The sequence below is a fragment of the Pseudonocardia sp. DSM 110487 genome (assembly GCF_019468565.1).
In the GTDB taxonomy this organism is placed as follows: Bacteria; Actinomycetota; Actinomycetes; order Mycobacteriales; family Pseudonocardiaceae; genus Pseudonocardia.
In genome coordinates, this window is the sequence record NZ_CP080521.1 from 685973 (window position 1) to 706713 (window position 20741).

20 protein-coding genes and 3 tRNA genes are annotated in these 20741 nt (G+C 71.7%); 14 read left to right on the plus strand and 9 right to left on the minus strand.

The features are described 5' to 3' along the window. The first annotated feature begins 24 nt into the window (after nucleotides 1-24). Nucleotides 25-834, plus strand: a complete 810-nt coding sequence (locus K1T35_RS03075) for a bifunctional 2-polyprenyl-6-hydroxyphenol methylase/3-demethylubiquinol 3-O-methyltransferase UbiG (protein WP_220258674.1) — start codon at nucleotides 25-27, stop codon at nucleotides 832-834. On the opposite strand, the gene K1T35_RS03080 is transcribed toward K1T35_RS03075, so the two are convergent. The 4 genes from K1T35_RS03080 to K1T35_RS03095 all read right to left on the minus strand — a co-directional run bounded on the left by K1T35_RS03080 (nucleotide 831) and on the right by K1T35_RS03095 (nucleotide 4337). Beyond that, entirely contained in the window at nucleotides 831-1022 is a 192-nt protein-coding gene (locus K1T35_RS03080; RefSeq protein WP_220258675.1) for a ferredoxin, read from the minus strand. The two genes, K1T35_RS03075 and K1T35_RS03080, sit on opposite strands and share 4 nt — an antisense overlap. Nucleotides 1023-1058: 36 nt before the next feature. After that, nucleotides 1059-1649 carry a class F sortase gene (locus K1T35_RS03085; protein WP_220258676.1) on the minus strand — a complete coding sequence of 197 codons (591 nt, stop codon included), beginning with the start codon at nucleotides 1647-1649 and terminating at the stop codon, nucleotides 1059-1061. A 37-nt stretch (nucleotides 1650-1686) separates the two neighbouring features. After that, a complete protein-coding gene (locus tag K1T35_RS03090; protein WP_255621531.1) occupies nucleotides 1687-2244 on the minus strand; it encodes an excalibur calcium-binding domain-containing protein in 558 nt (185 codons plus the stop codon). A gap of 152 nt (nucleotides 2245-2396) precedes the next feature. Next, nucleotides 2397-4337, minus strand: a complete 1941-nt coding sequence (locus K1T35_RS03095; RefSeq protein ID WP_370645494.1) for a propionyl-CoA synthetase — start codon at nucleotides 4335-4337, stop codon at nucleotides 2397-2399. Nucleotides 4338-4516: 179 nt separating this feature from the next. On the opposite strand from K1T35_RS03095, the gene K1T35_RS03100 reads away from it, so the two are divergent. The 3 genes from K1T35_RS03100 to K1T35_RS03110 all read left to right on the plus strand — a co-directional run bounded on the left by K1T35_RS03100 (nucleotide 4517) and on the right by K1T35_RS03110 (nucleotide 6792). Next, entirely contained in the window at nucleotides 4517-5818 is a 1302-nt protein-coding gene (locus K1T35_RS03100) for a GDSL-type esterase/lipase family protein (RefSeq protein ID WP_220258678.1), read from the plus strand. 144 nt (nucleotides 5819-5962) lie between these two features. Next, nucleotides 5963-6103, plus strand: coding sequence for a hypothetical protein (locus K1T35_RS03105; RefSeq protein WP_220258679.1), 141 nt, complete (start codon nucleotides 5963-5965; stop codon nucleotides 6101-6103). Beyond that, a complete protein-coding gene (locus K1T35_RS03110; protein ID WP_220258680.1) occupies nucleotides 6100-6792 on the plus strand; it encodes a flavodoxin family protein in 693 nt (230 codons plus the stop codon). The genes K1T35_RS03105 and K1T35_RS03110 overlap by 4 nt, the downstream gene beginning before the upstream one ends. Here the strand turns inward: K1T35_RS03110 and K1T35_RS03115 are convergent, their stop codons facing one another. Both K1T35_RS03115 and K1T35_RS03120 read right to left on the minus strand, forming a co-directional pair. Next, nucleotides 6793-7809 carry a LacI family DNA-binding transcriptional regulator gene (locus K1T35_RS03115; RefSeq protein ID WP_220258681.1) on the minus strand — a complete coding sequence of 339 codons (1017 nt, stop codon included), beginning with the start codon at nucleotides 7807-7809 and terminating at the stop codon, nucleotides 6793-6795. It lies immediately after the preceding gene. A 168-nt stretch (nucleotides 7810-7977) separates the two neighbouring features. Then, entirely contained in the window at nucleotides 7978-8355 is a 378-nt protein-coding gene (locus K1T35_RS03120; RefSeq protein ID WP_220258682.1) for a hypothetical protein, read from the minus strand. A gap of 259 nt (nucleotides 8356-8614) precedes the next feature. Here K1T35_RS03120 and K1T35_RS03125 point away from each other — a divergent pair, with 259 nt between their 5' ends. The 5 genes from K1T35_RS03125 (at nucleotide 8615) to K1T35_RS03145 (ending at nucleotide 11674) form a co-directional block, all read left to right on the plus strand. Next, a complete protein-coding gene (locus tag K1T35_RS03125) occupies nucleotides 8615-8848 on the plus strand; it encodes a hypothetical protein (RefSeq protein ID WP_220258683.1) in 234 nt (77 codons plus the stop codon). A 147-nt stretch (nucleotides 8849-8995) separates the two neighbouring features. Then, nucleotides 8996-9068 (plus strand) — tRNA-Glu (locus tag K1T35_RS03130). A 30-nt stretch (nucleotides 9069-9098) separates the two neighbouring features. After that, nucleotides 9099-9172, plus strand: a tRNA-Asp gene (locus tag K1T35_RS03135). Between the two features lie 28 nt (nucleotides 9173-9200). Continuing rightward, nucleotides 9201-9277 (plus strand) — tRNA-Phe (locus K1T35_RS03140). 1074 nt (nucleotides 9278-10351) lie between these two features. Then, a complete protein-coding gene (locus K1T35_RS03145) occupies nucleotides 10352-11674 on the plus strand; it encodes a GGDEF domain-containing protein (RefSeq protein ID WP_220258684.1) in 1323 nt (440 codons plus the stop codon). 50 nt (nucleotides 11675-11724) lie between these two features. Here K1T35_RS03145 and K1T35_RS03150 read toward each other — a convergent pair whose 3' ends face one another. Then, a complete protein-coding gene (locus K1T35_RS03150) occupies nucleotides 11725-12429 on the minus strand; it encodes a hypothetical protein (RefSeq protein ID WP_220258685.1) in 705 nt (234 codons plus the stop codon). Between the two features lie 316 nt (nucleotides 12430-12745). Further along, nucleotides 12746-13669: an acyl-CoA desaturase gene (locus tag K1T35_RS03155; RefSeq protein WP_220258686.1), complete on the minus strand. Its 924-nt coding sequence runs from the start codon at nucleotides 13667-13669 to the stop codon at nucleotides 12746-12748. Nucleotides 13670-13968: 299 nt separating this feature from the next. Between K1T35_RS03155 and K1T35_RS03160 the strand changes: the two genes are divergently transcribed. From K1T35_RS03160 to K1T35_RS03170, 3 genes are all read left to right on the plus strand, one after another. Beyond that, entirely contained in the window at nucleotides 13969-14172 is a 204-nt protein-coding gene (locus tag K1T35_RS03160; RefSeq protein WP_220258687.1) for a cold-shock protein, read from the plus strand. Between the two features lie 343 nt (nucleotides 14173-14515). Next, nucleotides 14516-15043, plus strand: coding sequence for a hypothetical protein (locus tag K1T35_RS03165; RefSeq protein ID WP_220258688.1), 528 nt, complete (start codon nucleotides 14516-14518; stop codon nucleotides 15041-15043). Between the two features lie 268 nt (nucleotides 15044-15311). Beyond that, complete coding sequence (locus tag K1T35_RS03170) at nucleotides 15312-16562, plus strand: DUF445 domain-containing protein (protein WP_220262356.1); 1251 nt, start codon at nucleotides 15312-15314, stop codon at nucleotides 16560-16562. A gap of 103 nt (nucleotides 16563-16665) precedes the next feature. On the opposite strand, the gene K1T35_RS03175 is transcribed toward K1T35_RS03170, so the two are convergent. Then, on the minus strand, nucleotides 16666-17814 hold the full coding sequence (locus K1T35_RS03175) for a sugar diacid recognition domain-containing protein (RefSeq protein WP_220258689.1): 1149 nt from the start codon (nucleotides 17812-17814) through the stop codon (nucleotides 16666-16668). Nucleotides 17815-17932: 118 nt separating this feature from the next. Here K1T35_RS03175 and K1T35_RS03180 point away from each other — a divergent pair, with 118 nt between their 5' ends. Then, nucleotides 17933-19345, plus strand: a complete 1413-nt coding sequence (locus K1T35_RS03180; protein ID WP_220258690.1) for a sodium:solute symporter — start codon at nucleotides 17933-17935, stop codon at nucleotides 19343-19345. 121 nt (nucleotides 19346-19466) lie between these two features. After that, complete coding sequence (locus K1T35_RS03185; RefSeq protein ID WP_220258691.1) at nucleotides 19467-20741, plus strand: FAD-binding oxidoreductase; 1275 nt, start codon at nucleotides 19467-19469, stop codon at nucleotides 20739-20741.

Sequence of the window (20741 nt, forward strand, 5' to 3'; positions counted from 1 at the left end):
GGCGCCCGGTGAGACTGCGCAACCATGGAGTCGATCGGCGAGATGATGGAGGCGAACCGGTCCAACTGGGACGCAAGGGTCCCCGTGCACCTGCGTGGCTACGGCCTCGATCACCTGCGGGCCGGCGGTCAGCGGCTCGCCGCCTTCGAGTACGCCGCGATCGACGTCGACGGCCGGGACGTGCTGCATCTCCAGTCCCATATCGGCACCGACACGATCTGCCTCGCCCGGCACGGGGCACGCGCGGTCGGGCTCGACCTGTCCGGTGCGTCGATCGCCGCCGCCCGGGGCCTTGCGGCCGAGTGCGGGGTGGACATCGAGTACGTCCACAGCGACGTGTACGCGGCCGTGAAGGCGCTCGGCGGCCGGCGGTTCGACGTCGTCTACACCGGCAAGGGCGCGCTGTGCTGGCTGCCCGATCTGCACCGCTGGGCGCGGGTGGTGGCCGAGCTGCTGCGTCCGGGCGGAGTGCTCTACGCGATCGACTTCCACCCGCTGATGCAGGCGGCCGCCGACGAGCAGCCCGCCACCGGACTGCTGCTCGACGGCAACTACCTCAACACGGGCGCCGAGCGCTACGACTCGCCCGACACCTACGCAGGCGTTGGCGTTCTCGCCGAGAGCACGGTGACCTACGAGTGGGCACACGGGCTCGACGAGGTGCTGGACGCCGTGCTGTCGGCCGGGCTGCGGCTCACCGGGTTCGTCGAGCACGACGTCTGTTGCTGGCGCCGGTTCCCGAGCATGACCGACCTCGGCGACGGCTGGTTCGGCTGGCCGGAGGGCGTGCCGCGCCTGCCGCTGATGTTCTCGGTGCGGGCCGAGAAGGCCTAATCCTCGAGGCGGATCGCCGCCCGTGGACAGGCGGCAACCGCCTGCTCCAGCTTCGGCCGCAGCGCCTCGCCCGGGTGCTCGTCGAGGACGTAGAGGAAATCGTCCTCCCGCACCTCGAACACCTCCGGGGCGATGCCCATGCAGACGGCGTTGGACTCGCAGAGATCGAAGTCGACGACGACCTTCATCACCCCATCGTCCACGGTCGCCCACGGGGCGAACACTCAGGCGACCCTCACCAGCCGGGCGTAGGCGACCACGTTGTCCTGGTAGTGGCCGCTGCCGGTGTCGAACACGCCGCCGCAGGTGATGAGCCGCAGCTCCGCGTCCGCCGTGTTGCCGTAGACGCGCTCGGTCGGGAACCGTGCCTTCGCGTAGCGCTCCACGAGGTAGACGTCGAACACCGCCGTCGACCCGTCCGCGCGGGCCACCGACACCTCGTCACCCGGGTTCAGGTCGCCCAGCCGCTGGAACACACCGGGCGCGCCCTTGTAGTCGACGTGCCCCGCGATGACGGCCGGTCCGGGTGACCCGGGCGTGGGGGCGAGGGTGAACCAGCCGGCCGTCACGGCGTCCGGGGGCACCTCGAGGGCACCCGCCGCGTCGATGCCGAGATCGAGCAGCGGTCCGGAGTGCACGTCGATGGCCGGCACGGTGAGCTGGACCGGTGCGGTGGTCGGCGGTTGGACGCTCTCCGCCGGCGCGGCCGGGGTCGCCGCCGGAACAGTGCCCCCGGGGGCGCCGCACGCCGCCAGCACGGCGACGGCGACGCCCACCAGCGCGACCCGCAATGAGCGAGCTTGCGAGCGACTCATGTTTCAGCGCCTGCGCGAAGCGTGCGATGCGCTCCGATCACGACAGGGCAGCCCCGCCGGTGGCCACTCCGCCCTCCGGGTACACCGCGACCTGCTGGTCCTCGGTGCCGAAGGCGTCCTTGCACGCGATGCCGTCGTCGTCGGCGTCGAGCCGCTCCTCGTCGTTCGAGCTCTCCTCGAACGCGGCCTGCGCATCGGCCTGAGAATCGAAGTCGGAGCAGTCCCGGTCGCCGGCCGCGTTGTCGTCCTCGTCGCCGTCGTCGTTGCGACCCTCGTCCTTCTTGTCAGCCTTCTTGTCGTCGTCGTTGTCCTCGTCGGGAGCGGCCGCCGGTGTGGTGTCGGGGGTGGCGTCGTCGGCTTCCTCGCTGTCGTCGGAACGAACGACGGGGATCGCCTCGCACAGGTCGTCGAGCCGGAGCCGCTCGGCCGGGTCAAGGGTGTCCAGGGCTGCCTGGGCGTCCTGAAGGCCGAGGTCGGAGCAGTTCGGGCCGTCGAGAGGCGCGGAAGCGAGCGCGGTGCCGGCCATGGTCACGACGAGCGCGCCGCTGGCCGCGGCGGCGATCAGGGACAAGCGGGTATGTCGGGTAACGGACATGAGAGCGGGGGTCCTCTCGGTGCGATTCGGGGAGCGGTCGCCGTGGGGGAGCGTCGACCTGCACGTTTAGCTCCGCCGCTGCACTATCCGTTACCTCCCGACTACGAGTTGCTCCATCTCGCCCCGTGACATCCGGCGAATGGCGCCCCCGGCTACCCGCGACGCAGCACCGGGCGGAGCGCGTCGAGCACCTCGACGCTCTCGATCGTGGACGGCACGGGCTCGTCGACGCCGTCGGCGATACCGCGCATCGTCTTGCGGAGGATCTTGCCGGAGCGGGTCTTGGGCAGGGCCGCCACGACGGCGACCTCCCTGAGGCTGGCCACGGCCCCCACCTGGTCGCGGACCAGCCGCACGAGCTCGGCCGCCACCTCGTCCTCGTCCCGCTCGACACCTGCCTTGAGCACGACGAACCCGCGGGGGACCTGCCCCTTCAGCGCATCCGCCACCCCGATCACCGCGCACTCGGCGACGTCCGGGTGGGAGGCGAGCACCTCTTCCATCCCACCGGTGGACAGGCGGTGCCCTGCCACGTTGATGACGTCATCGGTGCGGCCCATCACGTAGACGTAGCCGTCCTCGTCGAGGCGCCCGCCGTCGCCGGTCAGGTAGTAGCCGTCGAACGCGGACATGTACGAGGCCATGAACCGCTCGTCGTCGTTCCAGAGGGTGGGCAGGGAGCCAGGGGGCATGGGCAGCTTCACGACGATCGCCCCGTCGGTGCCCGGCGGGACAGGTGCGCCGGACGGGTCGAGCACCTGGACGTCCCAGCCGGGCAGCGGCTTGGTCGGGGAGCCGGGCTTGATCGGCAGCAGCTCGATGCCCGCGGGATTGGCGACGATCGGCCAGCCGGTCTCGGTCTGCCACCAGTGGTCGATCACCGGGATGCCCAGCAGCTCGGACGCCCAGCGCTGGGTCTCGGGGTCGAGGCGCTCGCCCGCGAGGAAGAGGTAGCGCAGCGACGAGATGTCGTGCTTGCGGGTGAACTCGCCGTCCGGGTCCTCCTTCTTGATCGCCCGGAACGCCGTCGGCGCGGTGAACAGGCTCTTCACACCGTGTTCCGCGACGACCCGCCAGAACTGCCCCGCGTCGGGCGTGCCGACCGGTTTGCCCTCGTAGAGCACCGTCGTCGCCCCGGCGAGCAGCGGCGCGTAGACGATGTAGGAGTGCCCGACGACCCACCCGACGTCGGACGCGGTGAAGATCGTCTCGCCCACGCCGACGTCGTACACGTTGGGCATCGACCAGCTCAGCGCCACCGCGTAGCCGCCGCCGTCGCGGACGACGCCCTTCGGCTTCCCGGTGGTGCCGGACGTGTAGAGGATGTAGAGCGGGTCGGTGGCGCGGACCGGCACGCACCCGGCCGGGGTTGCCGATGCCATCGCCTCCGCCCAGTCCACGTCGTCGGCGCCCATCGTGGCTTCCGCCTGCGGGCGTTGCAGGATCACGCGCTTCGCGGGCTTGCGCGCCGCGAGCTCGATCGCCTTGTCCAGCAGCGGCTTGTACTCGATGACCCGCTTGCCCTCGATGCCGCAGGACGCCGAGACGATCACGGAGGGCGCCGCGTCGTCGATGCGCACGGCGAGCTCCTTCGGGGCGAACCCGCCGAAGACCACCGAGTGCACGGCGCCGATGCGTGCGCAGGCGAGCATGGCGATCGCCGCCTCGGGCACCATCGGCATGTAGATCACGACGCGATCGCCCCGGCCGACGTCGAGGCCGGTGAGCACGCCCGCGAACCGGGCCACCTCGTCGCGCAGCTGCGCGTAGGTGTAGGTCCGTCGGGTGCCGGTGACGGGGGAGTCGTAGATCAGCGCGGCCTGGTCGCCGCGGCCGCCGTCGACGTGCCGGTCGAGGGCGTTGTGGCAGACGTTGAGCTCGCCGTCGGGAAACCAGCGGTAGAACGGCGGCCGGGACGCGTCGAGTGCGCGGGTGGGCGCCACGTGCCAGTCGATCGCCTGCGCCGCCCCCAGCCAGAAGCCCTCCGGATCGTCCGTGCTGGCGCGGAAGACGTCCTCGTACTCGCCCATCGTGATGGCCTCCTCGCCCTCGAGTGCCTCGTCACAGTAAGCCGGGTGCGGAGCGGATCGCAGACCTGTGCACGGGCCACCTGGCCGGGTGGTGAGAGGTACCTGCATCGGGGACGCGAAGCGCTCCGGGGGTGAGCGCAACGTAGCGTGACCACCCGTTCGGCCGACTACCTGTGGAGTGTCGCCCTCGTTCCACGTTGCGTAGCTAAGCAATCACGCCAGGCGATGAACGGGGGGACGCGGTGATCGAGTTCGGACGCAGATGGGGCGCCGGCTGGCTGCCTTCCGCGCTCGCCGTGCTGGTGGCACTCACCGGCGCGATCGGCATCGCGGTCGCCACCAACGAGTCGTACCTGCCCGTCACCACCCCGGCGGGCGCCTGCCGGCCCACATGGGTGACCGGTTGGCAGGCCGCCGCGCAGCCCGGTCCGGCGCAGCCCGGCCTCGCGGGCACCACCGTGCGGATGGTCGTGCACCCGCGGGTGACCGGATCCGAGGTCCGGCTGCGGCTGTCGAACCTCTACGGCACCACACCGCTCGCGGTCGGCGCTGTCACCGCCGCCCGCTCGGACGGGGCGGCCGGCCTGATCCTCGGGACGGCGCGACCGGTGCCGTTCGACGGGCGGCAGGCGGTCGTGATCCGGCCGGGTGGCGAGGTCATGAGCGACGCCGTCCCGCTGGTGGCCGAGGCGGGCAGTCCACTCGCGGTCAGCCTGTTCCTGCCGGTCGTGCCGCAAGTGATCACCCAGCACTGGGCGATGCAGGCCGCGTACCTGTCCGGCGGAGGCGACGCCACGTTCGGCGGCGCCACCGCGTTCGGGCCGCAGACGCCGTCCTCGGTCGTGCTCACGGGGATCGACGTGCGCGCACCGCGGCCGGTCAACTCGGTGGTCGCGGTCGGCGACTCGATCACCGACGGTATGGGTGCCATGCCGGGGCAGAGCTGGCCGGACGTCCTCGGTGGCCGCCTCGTCGAGGCCGGTGGGGTGACCACGATGGCGGTGCTGGGGGCGGGCATCTCCGGGAACCGGCTCCTCGCCGACAGCGGGCCGCAGAACGGCGACGTCCCGCTCGCCCGTTTTGACCGCGACGTGAGCGCGGCCGGCGGCGCCACCGACATCGTGCTGAGCATCGGCACGAACGACATCGCGGCGGGCCGCAGCGCCGCCGACATCGCCGCCGGGCTGCAGGCGTTCGCGGAGCGCGCGAGGGCCGCTGGCAAGCGGGTGTTCCTCACGACGGTGACGCCGTCCGGGACGGGTGCGCACGGCACGCCGGCCGCCGTCGCGGCGCGCCAGGAGCTGAACGCGTGGGTGCGCGAGCACGGGGCCGCGTACGCCGACGGCGTCTTCGACTTCGCCGCCGCCGTGGCCGACCCCGCCCACCCGACCCGGCTCGCGCCCGCGTTCGACGCCGGTGACGGGCTGCATCTGTCCGCCGCGGGCTACGGGGCGCTGGCCGCAGCGGTCGATCCGGCGCTGCTCACGGGCAGCCCCTGCCTCGCCGGGAACCCGCCGGCGCGGGCCGTCGTGTCGGGCCGCTGACGGTACGGCCCGAAGCCCTCGTCGAATCGATCCTCTCGAGATTCGGTGGTGGAGCCGGCCTCGCGGCCGGCACGCCGGGCAGGACTTGACACTGCTGGGGCCCCGCCCGCATCATCTGCCAAACCGCTTTTGCAAACGCCCCTCGTGGGCGGGGCCGACTTCGGCTTCCTCGTCGCAGGCGCCGTCGCCGCCGCGCTCTACCCCCTCGTCGTCACGGTGTTTCCCGAACCGGCCGAGGTTTACGGCCGGACCGCGCTCCCACCCATGAAAGGCAACCGCGTATGAAGAGAGTCCTGGTCCTCAGCTCGAGCCCGCGCCGCGACGGCAACTCCTGGACGATGGCCCAGGCCGCCGCGGGCGGTGCGCGGGAGGCCGGGCACGACGTCGACGTCGCCCACCTCGCCGACTACGTGGAAGGGCTCTTCCGGGACTGCCGGACCTGCCGAGGCGCCGACGGTGCCTGCACGATCGGTGACCGCTACGAGGAGCTGCTGCACGAGCGGGTCCTCCCGGCCGACGGGCTCGTCGTCGCGACCCCGCTCTACTGGTACGGGATGTCCGGGGCGCTCAAGACGTTCTTCGACCGGCTGTTCTGCTACACCTCGGGGAGCGCACCGGACGGCGAGACGGTCGCCACGGGGCTCACCGGCAAGCGCGCCGCACTGCTGATCGCCTGCGAGGAGAGCTATCGCGGGGCGACGGCGGGGCTCGTCACCCAGTTCCAGGAGCTCACCCGGTACCTGCACCAGGAGCTGGTCGGCGTGGCCGTCGGGATCGGCAACAGCCGCGGCGAGGTGCAGCGCGATCCCGGACGGCCGCTGGAGCAGGCGGCGGAGCTCGGCAGGCGGCTGTTCGACATCCGGGTCACCGACTACCGCATCGACACCGTCCGATCGAACCGCGTGTGGGGGCGGACGCCCGAGTCCGGGAACGGCACCGCGCCACTGGCCTCGGCCACCGCACCCGGCGGCTGATCAGGAGGCCGCGCGGGCGGTCGAGGCGCGGGCGTTCAACCGGACCGGCACCTCGATCGTCCGGTTCTCGGCGGCGCCGTCCTCCACCAGCGCGATGAGAGCGGCCGCCGCGGCCTGCCCGACCTGGCGCGGGTGCACGAACATCCCGGTGATCTGCGGCGACGTGAGCTGCAGGGAGCCGCTGTCCACCGCGCTGCAGATGCCCAGTCCGGCGGGCACATCGAGCCCGCGGTTGCGGGCCTCGTGCAGCACGCCGAGGGCCAGGTTCTCCGAGCTGGTGAACACGGCATCGGGCGGCGGGGTGCGGTCGAGCAGGCCACCCAGCGCAGCGGCGGTGCCCTCCAGCGTGGGCGGCTCGTCCACCTCCACCACGAGCGGCTCCATGCCGTGCTCCCGCACTGCCCGCACGAAGCCGTCCCGGATGTCGGACGTGTAGGAGCGCGAGGTGTCGGTCGTGATCAGCGCCGGGCGCCGGTACCCGCGCTCGGCGAGATGCCCGACCATCAGCTCGGCAGCGGCGACCAGGTCGTTGTCCACCACGACCGGCACGTCACGCCGCGGGCTGATCGGTCGCCCGGTCGTGACGAGCGGCTGGTCCTCCCACCGTCCCGAGAAGAACGGCTCGTCCCCACGAGGGTCCACGAGCAGCACCCCGTCGACCCCGAAGCCCCGCAGGCCGTCGATCCCGGCATCCGGCGGTACGAGGACCACCGCGTACGAGCGTTCCGCCGCCGCCTCTGCGGCGCCGTTGAGCACCTCGAGGAAGTAGTCGGAGTTCGGCACCAGCGCCGCGGTCGTGCTCGCGTCCACCGAGTTCGCGATCTGTACCGCAAGCGTGCGGCTGCGGCGGGTCACGAGCTGCTGGGCGTGCACACTCGCCCGATAGCCCAGCTCGGACGCCGTGTGCAGCACCCGCTCGCGGGTGCCGGCCGCGATGCGACCCTGCCCGCTGAGCACGTGCGACACCGTGGTGATGGACACGCCGGCCGCCGCCGCGACGTCGCGGATCGTGGTCATGTGGCTAGTGTCCCGAACCGGAAGTCCGGTGCATAAATCGGCGGATCCGGGTTTCCGCTGGGTGTGCCGGCGAGCCGGCCTCGTACCGGGCGTACTCCGCCGGTTCGCCGGTGCGCCCAGCGGGAAGCTGGGCCGTCGAGTTATGTGGTGGACTTCCGGTTCGGGACACTAGTTGCGGCGGCCGAGTCTCGGCAGGAGACGGCGCTTGGGCTGGTCGTCCTCGACGATGGGGAGCGGGCCCGTCGGGGTGTCCTCGCGGTCGAGCCGCTCGATCACCCAGTCCACCGCGAGCGAGCCGGGGGAGACGCCCCGGTCGTCGGCGATCCGGCGCAGCTGCTCGATCCGCAGCGCCGGCAGCCGGAGCTGGAACACCTGCGCGGACCCGAACCGGCCGGTCAGCTCGGTGGAGTGCTCGTCGCTCGCGCCGCTCAGCGCGGCGATGTAGGAGTCGAGCTCGCGATCCGTCTCCGGTAGCTCGGGCTCAGGCTCCCGGCGCGGCGGCGCAGGCGCGCGATGGCGGGAACGAGGCCGGTCGGGGGGCGGCATATCCGGCAGCCTACGCGGGGTTCCATGTGCGCTGCGTGATCCTTTGTCGGGACGCTCACCGGGAAGAGGGGTGCACCAGGTGGCCGCTCTTAGGTAACGTGCCGGTCACGGCCACGGGGGTGGCTGCGAGGCGTTCCGATCCGGGGTGGGGTACCCGAGACGGGTGAAGGCAACCGGTTTCCGGTGGACGGCGCGGTCCGCAGGAGGTGCGCCCCCGCACGGTCGGACGAAGAGCTGGCGACCGCACGGGGAGGCGTCGATGACCATCGGTAGCGCACGCACGGATCTCGAAGGGGACCGGCTCACATCGAGCGGGTCGATCCCCAGTCAGCGCACTGCGGCCGACGCGTACCGCGTGTCCGAGGAGCAGCTGCACCGGGCACGGATGGTGGTCGCCCGCAACTCGGCCGATTCCGAGGACCTCCGCCAGCTCCTCGACATGCTCGGGCTGATCTCGTCAAACCCGGATCTCCCGCCGCCCGTCACGCGCTGAGCGCCGACCCGTTCGGAGTGGCTCCCACCTGCACCGGAGTCGCTCCGAACGGGGTGTCGCACCCCCGGGTTCCGGGCCGCGACCCAGCTGTCCTATGCTTGTTCCGCTCCCAACGGACAGCCGTTGCGGGCGGGGACCCCGGTCCAAGCCCCCATCGTCTAGCGGCCTAGGACTCCGCCCTTTCAAGGCGGCAGCGCGGGTTCGAATCCCGTTGGGGGTACGGTACGAGTGCGGTACAACTGAACAGCAAGGCCCAGTGGCGCAGTTGGTTAGCGCGTCGCCCTGTCACGGCGAAGGTCGCGGGTTCGAGTCCCGTCTGGGTCGCTTCACCACCGGTGTCACCACCGGTCTCGGCCAGGTAGCTCAGTTGGTACGAGCGACCGCCTGAAAAGCGGTAGGTCGGCGGTTCGACCCCGCCCCTGGCCACCATCCCGTGGCTTCGGGTGCTCCGCCTCACTTCGTTCGGCTCCGCCTCCGCGTGATGGTGGGCGTCTTCTGGGGGGCAAACCCCCAGACCCCACCCCAGGGGGCTCCGCCCCCCGGAACCCCCCGCCGCTGGGCGCGTCGGGTCCGTTGGCTGCAGCTTGGGTCTTCGGGGCGTGCCTGGAGTGAGTGCTGGCGCACTCCTTCTCTGCTGGCGCAGCCCGTCTCTCCTGGCGCAGCCCGTCGAGCAGGGGCGTGGGCGGAGAAGGGGGGCGCGGGCGGGTTTGATCAGGACCTCGGCGCCTTCCCGGGTCAGATCGAGCCTGTTGCCAGATCGAGCCACTCGCCGCCCCGGTTCCGACCTCATGATCTGAAGTATCGGTTGTCCATGGTCGCGACAACGACCATCTACACCCGATACCGGCAGGTCAGTGCGGTGATCAAGGGCTGATGGTCGCGATCTGAGATCATCTAGCGACCATTTCCCCTTGATCGCCGCGTTGTCCCCAGGACGGCGGCTTGATCAGCAGTTCGGCGCGTTCCCGGGTGGTTCTCGCCCGTTTCCGCGCCGAAACATCGATCATGCCCGCCAGAACCGCCTCCGGTGGCGCCGCGCGCCCATCTGGGCAGGCCCTTGGCCTGCCCGTGCTGCTGCCCAGAGGGGTCGCAGAGGCTCGCAGGTCAACGGTCGCGCCTGGGAGGGGCGGCCCCGCACACTGCGCGGCGCCACCGGAGGCCCGCCCGGCCTGGCGGTTACTCAGGGATCCGCCACCGGAGGCCCTCCAGATCAGACCCGCTGCGACGCCGCACATCTGAGCACCCAGAGCGGGACATCTTATGACCGGCATCACACCCCCGGTCGTCGATGCCCGCCTCGGTTAGTCTCACCTCAGTGCTTGGGTGTGCCCTCAGGGTCCCCACCGCGGGAGCACACCGCCTGCCCGTTCAGGGTGGCCGTTCGCCGCTCGACGGGGTGGTGCACGTCAACTGACCGATGACGTAGGGTCGCCGTCCGGCTACCATCCGCCCGGATGGGGGACAATCGACTGCGATGACGGCCTGGTGAAAGGTTTCAGGGGGATGCGGGTGCCGCGACGCGGGGTAACTCGGTGGGCCGTCTGGACGCTCCCGGTCCCGGTCCTCGCCGTGATCCTCGCCGTCGAGCTGCTGGCAGCCGGCACCCTGGCCACCTCCGTCCCGCGGGACATTCCCCTGCTCCCGGACAACTGGGCCCTCGTCATGGGTGTGCTCGTCGTCGCCGGGATCCTCAGCACGGAGGCCTCGCTCGGCGTCGAGCGGATGCGGCACCGGTCCGACGAGACGCCCCACATCGACCTCAGCTCCGTATGGACCTTCGCGGCCGCCGCGCTGCTGCCAGGAGCCGCCGCGAGCCTGGTTGTGATCGGGATCTACGGGCACCTCTACACGCGGGTGTGGCGAGGCGGGATCCCGCCTCACCGGGCCATCTACAGCACCGCAACCGTGGTGCTCGCGGTGCAGGCCGCCTCGGCCGTCACCGGGCTGGTGGATCGCGCGTCGCTGTTCCAGAGCCTTCCGGGCCTCGCGGCGATCGTGCTCGCGCTGCTCGCCTACGCCGCCGTGAACATGGTGCTCGTCGTCGCCGTCATCGTGCTGAGCGGCCCGAACCGCGATCTCGCCACGTTCCTGCACGTCCTCACCCGCGGTGACGAGGCCGTGCTGGAGTTCGCCACGCTGTCCATGGGGGCGCTCGCCGCCGGGGCGATGGGCGCCCTCGGGCCTGCCTACGCGGTGCTCGTGCTCCCCCCGCTGATCGTCCTGCACCGCACCGTCCTCGTGCGGCAGCTCGAGGAGGCCGCGAGCGTCGACGGCAAGACCGGCCTGCTCAACGCCGCGGCGTGGCACGTGCGGGCGGTCCGTGCGCTGCGGAGGGCCGAGCGCACCGGTGGCCGCGCCGGCCTGCTCGTCCTCGACCTCGACCACTTCAAGTTGGTCAACGACCAGTACGGCCACCTCGTGGGCGACCACGTACTCGCCGCGGTCGCCGCCGCCGTGCGCGACGAGGTCCGGGACGACGACCTCGTCGGTCGCTTCGGCGGCGAGGAGTTCGTCGTGCTCCTCCCCAGCACCGACACGGAGGACGGGCGGGTCGCGGCCGTCGCCGTCGCCGAGCGGATCCGCAGGCGGGTGGCCGACATCCGGGTCGACGTGCCCGACCCGGCCGGCGCGGTCGTCGTCGACAACCTCACCGTCTCCATCGGCGGCGCGTCCTTCCCCACGGACGGCGCCGACCTCGGCCAGCTGCTGGAGGTGGCCGACACCGCCATGTACGCGGCGAAGCGGGCCGGACGCAACACAGTGCGCATGGGCATGCACGCCGTTCCGAGCGGATCCGTCCGGCCCGTCCCGCGGCCTCACCCGTGAGGGATACGAGTGCTCGAGCACTCGTATCCGCTCACGACCTCGCGGGATCCTCAGCCGCCCGTGGGTAGGGCCGTGCCGCTGAGGGCCGGTGTCTCGTCAGGCTCGTCGGTCGAGTCCTCGGACGGCTGACCCAGCGGGGCGGGCGCGCCGAGCGGCAGCGGCACCGGCAGGGCACCCACACCCGGGACGGGCGGCAGCGCAGGTGTGGGAAGCGGAACCGGTAGCGGCGGGAGGCCGGGCAGTCCGGGTAGGCCGGGCGCGGCGGGAGCCGCGGCACCGGGCGACGCCGGCGCGGCGCCGGGGAGCGGCGGAAGGCCCGGAAGCGGTGGCAGGGCGGGCAGGCTCGGAGCGGGCAACGGGACGGGTAGCGGTGGCAGCGGCAGCTGTTCCGGGACGTTCCCGGTGACGTGCGCCGCCGGATCGGCGTGGCCGGCGACCGGCACGGCCGGAACGCCGATCGTCGCGGACACCGCGGGCCCGGTGGGCGTCTGAGCCCCAACCGGTACCCCGGGCACCTGCGGCGGCGCGTTCAGGAGACCGCCGAGCAGGCCGCCCACGGCGGTCAGGAGACCGTCGACCGGCGACTGCGGCACCACCGGAACCGGCGGCACGGGTAGCGCGGGCGCTGTGCCCACTCCGGACGCCTCCGGTGTCGACGGTTCCGCGGCGTGGGCCGTCGAGGTCCCGAGGCCGGCGACGAGCACCCCGGCGGTCACCGCGGCGATCGACAGGGTCCTTGCGTTCCGACTCCGCATCGGAGCCTCCCCAGATCAGTTGGACAGAACGCCCGGAATGATGCGTCTGGGGCTGGTGTGACACCAGAGGAAGAACACCGACGGGGCCGGGGTCGGTGCGCGAACCCGGACTCTCAGTGATCACCGAACCCGGATCGGGTGTCCCCGGTGGAGCCCGGTTGTGCCCGGTCCGCGTCGACATCGCACCGAGCGCGCATGCCAAGATCGACACGCCGAGGGGTTTGATCACTCGTTGGCATGGGATACGCGAAAGCGGCGGACCGGCCGGTCAGGTGTCACACGGAGTGCAGAAGACAACGCGTTTCGTGACGGAGCGTCAGCGTGCCAGTCGTTCCAGTCGCCGCGTCGTCGGCCACCGGACGGAGTGCGCCCAGCCGAGCCGCTCGAAGATCCAGATGATCCGCGCCGAGATGTCCACCTGGCCGCGCTTGACGCCGTGGCGAGCGCAGGTGGGATCGGCGTGGTGCAGGTTGTGCCACGACTCGCCGAACGAGAGCACCGCGAGCCACCAGACGTTCGCGGAGCGGTCGCGGGCGGCGAAGGGCCGGTCGCCGAACATGTGGCAGATCGAGTTGATCGACCACGTGACGTGGTGCAGCACGGCCACCCGTACAAGTCCGGCCCAGAACAGGGCGGTGAGCGCGCCCCACCACGAGAGCGAGACGAGTCCGCCGATCAGCGCCGGGACCAGCAGGCTGGCCAGCGTCAGCGGGAGGAAGAGCCGGTCGACGGCCACGATGTCGCGGTCGGCGAGCAGGTCGGGGGCGAAGCGGCGGGCGTTGGTGCGGTCGCGGCCGAGGATCCACCCCATGTGCGAGTGCCAGAACCCGTGGATCATCGCGGCCGGGCCGGTGCCGAACAGCCACGGCGAGTGGGGGTCGCCCTCCTTGTCGGAGAAGGCGTGGTGGCGGCGGTGATCGGCGACCCAGCCGATGACGCCGCCCTGGAAGGCGGTGCTGCCGATCACCGCGAGCGCGACGCGCAGCGGACGCTTCGCCTTGAACGAGCCGTGGGTGAAGTGCCGGTGGAACCCGACCGTGACGCCGAGACCGGCGAGGTAGTAGAAGGCCACGGCGAGCCCCACGTCCAGCCAGGTCAGCCCCCAGCCCCATGCCAGCGGGACCGCTGCTGCCAGTGCGAGCAGCGGCACGACCATGAACGCGACCACCAAGGCCTGCTCGGTGGCGGTCTTCCGACCCTCGACGAGCGGGGCGGGCCGGTGCGGTGCGGCAGCGGTCATGGGACTCCTTCGGCCTGCGACGGATCCAGATAACGGTACGACAACGACCGCCGCGCGCGGAGGGCCCGAACTGCCGCTCAGGCCGCGAATCGCGCGTTCGGAGCAGGATCCGTCGGGGGTGTAGTGGTAGGTTCTGCGGCGGTTGCAGTCGTGTCTTCCTCGATCGTTGTGAAGCGTCCGTGGAGAGTGACGGTGGGCTTCGCAGACGTTCGAGGGCATCCTCTTCGTCAAGCGGCGGTCCCGTGCACCCCCGGCCGGCACACAGTCGGCAGGGTCCGCTACATGTATGGAGAACAGGTATGCCGCAGGGCACCGTCAAGTGGTTCAACGCCGAGAAGGGCTTCGGCTTCATCGCCACGGACGACAACGGTCCGGACGTCTTCGTCCACTACTCGGCGATCCAGTCCGACGGGTTCCGCACCCTCGAGGAGAACCAGCGCGTCGAGTTCGAGTCGAGCCAGGGCCAGAAGGGTCCGCAGGCCGACACGGTCCGCCCGATCTGAGCGATCCTCGACCTGCACGACCGGTGCCGGCGTCCCACACGGGGACGCCGGCACCGTTGTTTTCGGGAATGTTTCCAGCCGTGCCGCTGGCCGTCGACGACCGGTTTTCGTCCGTTTGACGGTCTAGGCATCGGCCGTCGGTCCTCGGCGGCCAACCGGTCGCCCGCCGTTCACCGGCGGTGAGTGAGCACATCCTCAGCGATGTTTTCCGCTCGTCTCGGCGCTCGGTTCGATCGCCGCTCTCCGCCCCACTACCCGTTCCCGGCCCGTCATGCTCGGTGTTGTGCCTCACAGGAGTGCGGCATGACGCACTGGCGAGACGAGTGGCACGGAGGTCATCAAGATGTCGGGCTGGGACAGCTACCGCGTGGTGTACGGCGCGGAGCTCCGCGCGGCAGCGCACGAATTCGATGACCACGGTTGGCCGGTGGTGGCTGCTTCGCCCACTGCCCTGCTGCTCGTCACCGGCACTGCGCTGGACGTCTTCGAGGTGTCGGCCGCCGTCGGCCGCCGGGTCTGCGCGCACCTGCGCGACACCGGTTCCGTGGTGCCGATCGCCGCCACGCCCACGGGCGCGTGGTGGTTTCCCGTCACTCCGGGCGCGGTGCTCCCCGCTGAGCTCCGTGACGTCGAGGGTGTCGTCCTGCACACCGCGGGCGCCGCGGTGCTCGCGCCGCCGTCCGAGGTTCAGGACGGCTGGGTGCACTGGCGGGTCGCCCCCGCGCTCACCGGCTACCGGGTGCCCGAAGCCGACGCGATCCTCCACGCCGCTGCTGACGCGCTGCGGTGGCGTGCCGACCGGAACCCGCACCCGGGCGCCCAGCGGCCCGCCGGTGCACTGGCGGTCGGAATGCGGTCCTCGCTGATGTAGGACCGTCGCCGGCGACCGGTTCGCCCCTGTTGACGCGGCTCGTCGCGCCGCGCCGGGGGTATCGGGAGTGCCGGTGGTGCGGCGCCCGAGGGGGCACTCCTCCCTCGTCGCGCGGCCGCACCACGAACGTGGCCGGGGTCGGTGGAGCACCACCGACCCCGGCCAGAGCCATTCCGGGCACTATTGGTTCGTGCAAACCTCGCAGTCTCCCCGCACGGACGAGACGCCAAGGCGCCCGGTTGTGGAGGTCGGCCTCGGTTTCGGCCGGATGGACGCCGCGGCCCGAGCTCGGGACCTGCGCAAGATGAAGTCGCTCGCGACCGGCCTGCTGCTCGTCGCAACGGTGATCTTCCTGCTGATGCGCTGGTGGGAAGTGAGCGGCGGTCCCGTGTGGGTGGGCTACGTCCGCGCCATGGCAGAGGCCGGGATGGTCGGTGCGCTCGCCGACTGGTTCGCGGTCACCGCGCTCTTCCGGCGTCCGCTCGGGCTGCCCATCCCGCACACGGCGATCATCCCCACGAAGAAGGACGCGCTCGGCGAGAACCTCGGCGACTTCGTGGGCGAGAACTTCCTGGCCGAGGACGTCGTGCGCGACAAGCTGGCCCGTGTCGAGGTCTCCTCCCGGGTCGGCGCCTGGATCGGCCAGGAGGCCAACGCCGACCGCATCACCGCCGAGCTCGCCACCGCGGCCCGAGGCGTTGTCACGGTCCTGCGCGACGACGCCGTGCAGGAGATCATCGAGCAGGTACTGGTCCGCAAGCTCATGGAGCGCCCGATCGGGCCGCCGTTGGGGAAGGTCCTGCAGGGCGTGCTGGAGGACGGTGCGCACCACCGGCTGGTCGACCTCGTCTGTGATCGCGCCTACGACTGGGTCACCGCCAACCACGACACGGTGCTGCGGATCGTGCACGACCGGGCGCCGGCGTGGTCACCGCGTTTCGTCGACGACCTGATCGCCGATCGCGTGTTCCTCGAGGTCCAGAACTTCGCGTGGGCCGTGAAGACCGACCCGGAGCACCCGCTGCGCAAGGCCGTCGACACGTTCCTCGTCGAGTTCGCGGCCGACATGCAGAACGACTCCGAGACCATCGAGCGTGCCGAGCGGATCAAGCACCAGATCGTCGGTCACCCGGATGTCCAGCGGTTCATCGGGCAGGCGTGGGGCACGGTGAAGGGCCTCATCCTCGACGCGGCGGCCGATCCGTCCAGCGCGCTGCGCACCCGCGTGCGCGACGGCCTCGTGGCGCTGGGCACCCGGCTCGCCACCGACGCCGAGCTGCGCGCGAAGGTCGATGGCTGGCTCGGCGACGCCGCGGGCTACGTCGTGCGGCACTACCGCGGCGAGATCACGACCCTGATCACCGACACCGTCGAGCGGTGGGACGCGGAGGAGACCTCCCGCAAGGTCGAGCTGCAGGTGGGCCGCGACCTGCAGTTCATCCGCATCAACGGCACGGTGGTCGGGTCGCTCGCCGGGCTCGTCATCTACACGGTGGGACAGGTGGCGTTCGTCGCCTGAACGCCAGAATGTGTTTGAGAAGCCCGCATGTGGGCCGCAGACGCCGGTGATCCAGAAGGTCCCGGCGACCTGGCGGCCCGCTCCGCGCTTCTCAAACACATTCTCAGCCGCGGCCCTGCCCGTGCGCGATGCACGCCAGGTACACGGCGATGGCGTGCCGATGGTCGCGCAGCGAGCGACCGAGGATGCTCTCGATCTTCTCCAGGCGGTAGACGAGCGTGTTGCGGTGCACGTGGAGGGCCTCCGCGGCACGGACGAGATGGAAGCCGCGCTCCGCCCAGGCCATGAGCGTCTCGCGCAGTACGTCCCAGTCGGGCCGGTCGGGAAGATCGCCGAGGACGGAGCAGGCGAAGCGGGCGCGGGCCCCGACACCGATCGTCGCCAGTAGCTGGTGCACTCGGTATTCGGCGATGTCCGCGACCGGCACCGCCCGATCCCCGTCACGGGACGCGAGCCGGACGGCGGCGAGCGCGTCGGCGTGCGAGTCGCGGAGCTCGACGACTCCGGCGGCGATGCCTCCCACGCCGACGCGGTGATGCGGGCCGTGGGCTTCGGTGAGTGCCTCGGCGGCACGTCCAGCCACCGCGAGCGGGTCGCCGGACCGGAACCGGTGAAGCACCGCGATGTGTGACCTACCGATGGCGCCCACCACGTCCTGGGCGTCGCGGAAGACCTCGTGAACGGTCCGCAGCACCGCTGATACCCGCTCCGTGGGCACCCGCTCGAGATCGACGACCAGCGTGACCCGGGGGAGCCGCAGGTCGAAGCCCAGCTCGCGGGCGGTGGCCGCCACCTCCTCCTGGGTGACGATCGCCGGGTCGTGGCGCGTGATGTCCTGCAGGAGGTCGGTCACGGCCTTGTCGCGTACCAGCCGGGAGGTGATCAGGGACGCCTCGCGGAGCAGCAGCTCGGTCTGGTGACGCACGACCATCCCGAACCGCCGCACCTGCGTGGGCGCTCCGGTAAGGCCGACCGTGCCGACGACCTCGCCGTCGAGGAACACCGGCAGGGTGATGCCGGGCCGCACACCCGCCAGCAGGCGGGCCTGTTCGGCGCCGTGCGCCGCGGGTCGTTCGGTGCGGACCACCTCGAGCGAGGCTTCGTGGAAGCTGCCGACCCTGCTCGGGTCGCCGCTGCCGAGCACGATCCCGTCCCGGTCGGTGATCACGACGTTGTAGCCGATGATCCCGCTCGTCTCCGCTGCGATCTCCTGGGCGAGCCGCGCGCTGATCATGAGCAGACCCTTCTTCATGCAGATCGTACGAAAGATCAGCGATGGATCGATGATTCGCTGGACGAACCGCATGATGACGCCGGCCGCGGCCGTTCATACCGTGATGCGCCTCACCCCCCGACCCCCGGAGGTCGCCATGACCGTCCTCGACTGGGCGCTGCTGGCCGGGTACTTCGTGCTCCTGATCGTGATCGGCGTGCAGACGATCCGTCGCGTCCAGAGCGCCGACGACTTCGCCGTCGCGGGGAACCGGATCATCTGGCCGGTCTTCTTCGGCAGCCTGGCCGCGTCGTTCCTCGGCGGCGGGGCGTCGCTCGGCGTGGCGGGAAAGACGTTCTCCGACGGCTACGTCTACATGTTCGCCTTCTTCGGCTATGCCGTGAGCTTCCTGCTCATCGGCCTTTTCGTCGCGCCGCGGCTCAAGCGCTACCTCGGCGCGCACACCGTCGGCGACGTCATGGAGGAGCACTACGGACGCGGTGCGCGGCTGATCACCGGCGTGCTCTCGATCCTGCTGTGCGCCGGGATCCTCGGCGCACAGGCGCTGGCGATCGGCACCGTCGTGAACGCGACGCTGCAGTTGCCCACCGTGCCGTCGGTGATCGTCGGCATGGGTGTGGTGGTGCTCTACTCGTCGTTCGGCGGCGCGTGGGCGGTGATCCAGACCGACATGCTGCAGTTCGTGTTCCTCGGCGTGTTCATCCCGGTGACGCTGGTGCTCGCGCTGGGTGAGGTCGGCGGGCCCGCGGGTCTGCTGGCGGCCCTGCCCGAGGCGCACCTGACCTTCGGGGGCGGCTACGGGGCCCTGATGTTCATCGGCCTGTTCGTGTCGTTCCTGCTCGGCGAGACGCTGGTGCCGCCGTACGCACAGCGCACGTTCTCGACGCCCGACAGCAGGCACGCGCGCATCGGGTTCGCGATGTCGGGCGGCTTCGCGTTCCTCTTCTACTTCATCGCCGCGTCGATCGGCCTGGTCGCGCTCGTGATGTTCCCGAACATCCCGCCGGACCAGGCCATGCCGACCGTGGTGATGAACCTCCTGCCGGCGGGACTGATCGGGCTCGTGGTCGCCGCGCTGCTCGCCGTGGTCATGTCGACGGCGAGCTCGTACCTCAACTCGATCGCCGTCGTCTTCGTCAAGGACATCTACCAGCCGTTCGTCAACCCGCAGGTGTCCGCGCAGAAGAAGCTGTGGCTCGAGCGCGGGCTCTCGCTCGGCGTCGGGGTGGTCGCCACGCTGTTCGCCCTGTCCGTGCCTTCGATCGTGGACGCGCTGCTCTACTCGTACACGTTCTGGGCGCCGACGATCGTCATCCCGCTGCTCGCCGCCGTGCTGCTCGGGTCGCGGGCGAAGGCAGCCGCCCTCAGCGCCATCGCGGCCGGCGCGGTCGTGACCGCCGGTTGGATCCTGTTCCTCCAGGACAGCACCGGCCTGGACGGCCTCGTGGTCGGCGCCGCCGCCAACATCGTCGTGTTCGCCGTCGTCGCGCTCGCGACCCGCGCCACCCCCACCACGCCGGATCGCCGGCCCGTCGCCGAGGAGGCCTGATCTTCATGTTCGCCGTGCTGCTTTATGGGATCCCGGTGGTCGTGATCCTGGTGACGCTCTGGACCGGATGGCTCGGGCTGCGCTTCTACTTGGACGAGGTCGTGCGGGGCGGGTCCGACTCGTGAGGGTGGTCGTCGTCGGAGCCGGCGTCGTCGGGCTGTGCACCGCGCTCGCCCTGCGCCGGGAGGGCGCGGACGTCAGCGTGCTCGACCGGGCGAGCGTGGACCACGGCGCGTCGGCGGCCAACGCCGGCTGGGTGGTGCCGGTGCTGTCGGCGCCCCTGTCCGGACCGGGTGTGCTGACGGAGGTGGCCACGGCGACTCTGCGCGGCGAGGGCTCGGTGGGGGTCCGGCCCGCGGCAGGCCTGCTCGGCTGGGCGGCCGGGTTCCTGCGCAGCACGCGCGCCGACCGGCATCGCGACGGCCTGCGCGCCGTGCTCGCCCTCGGAGCCCGCAGCGTCGAGCTGTTCGACGAGCTGCGGGCGTCGGGGGTGGAGTTCGAGATGCATCGCCGCGGGCTGCTGATCGCCGCCCGGACCCGGCACGGGTTGGAGTCGGCCGAGGCGCTGGTGGCGGCGGCTCGCGCGGCCGGGTACGGCGGCGAGACACGGGTGCACGTCGGATCGGCGGTGCAGGCGCTCGAACCGGCGCTGGCCGACGCCGTGGTCGGTGTCGTGCACGCCGTGGCCGACGCGCACGTGCGCCCCGAGTCGTTGCTCGCCGGGCTGCGCGCCGCCCTGCTCGCGGAGGGGGCGACGCTGCGCCGCGGCGTCGCCGTTCGAGGGGTCGAGCGCGACGGCGGCGGCTGGACGGTCGCCACCACGAGCGGCGCCGTCCGCGCTGACCGCGTCGTGCTCGCGGCCGGTGTCGACACCGCGGTGCTGCTGCGCGAGCTCGGGGTGCGCGTGCCGTTGCTGGCAGGCACGGGCTACAGCGTCACCGCGAGCGGGACCGGCACGGTGCCGGCACACCCGGTGAAGCTGATCGAGGCGAACCTCGCCTGCTCGCCGTTCGAGGGCGGTCTGCGCCTGTCGGGCATGTTCGAGCTCGGCGCTCGTGGAAGTACGGTGCGAGCGCGGGCGCTGCGGCGGATCCGGGCGGGCGCCCACCGCTACCTGCGGGACTGGGCGCCGGTCGAGGACGGGACGGCGATCGCGGGGATGCGCCCGGCCACCCCGGACAGCCTGCCAGTGATCGGCGGTGTGCCCGGCCACGACGGGCTCTTCACGGCGACCGGGCACGGTACCCTCGGCCTCACGCTCGCGCCTGCCACCGCCGCTGCGCTCGTTCCGCCGGTGCTGCACGGGACGCCAGCGCCGGAGCTCGCGCCGTTCGCCGTCGAGAGGTTCGCCACCCGGCCCACCGCTGCCGCGCGGGTGCTGCGCGAAGGGGTCTGA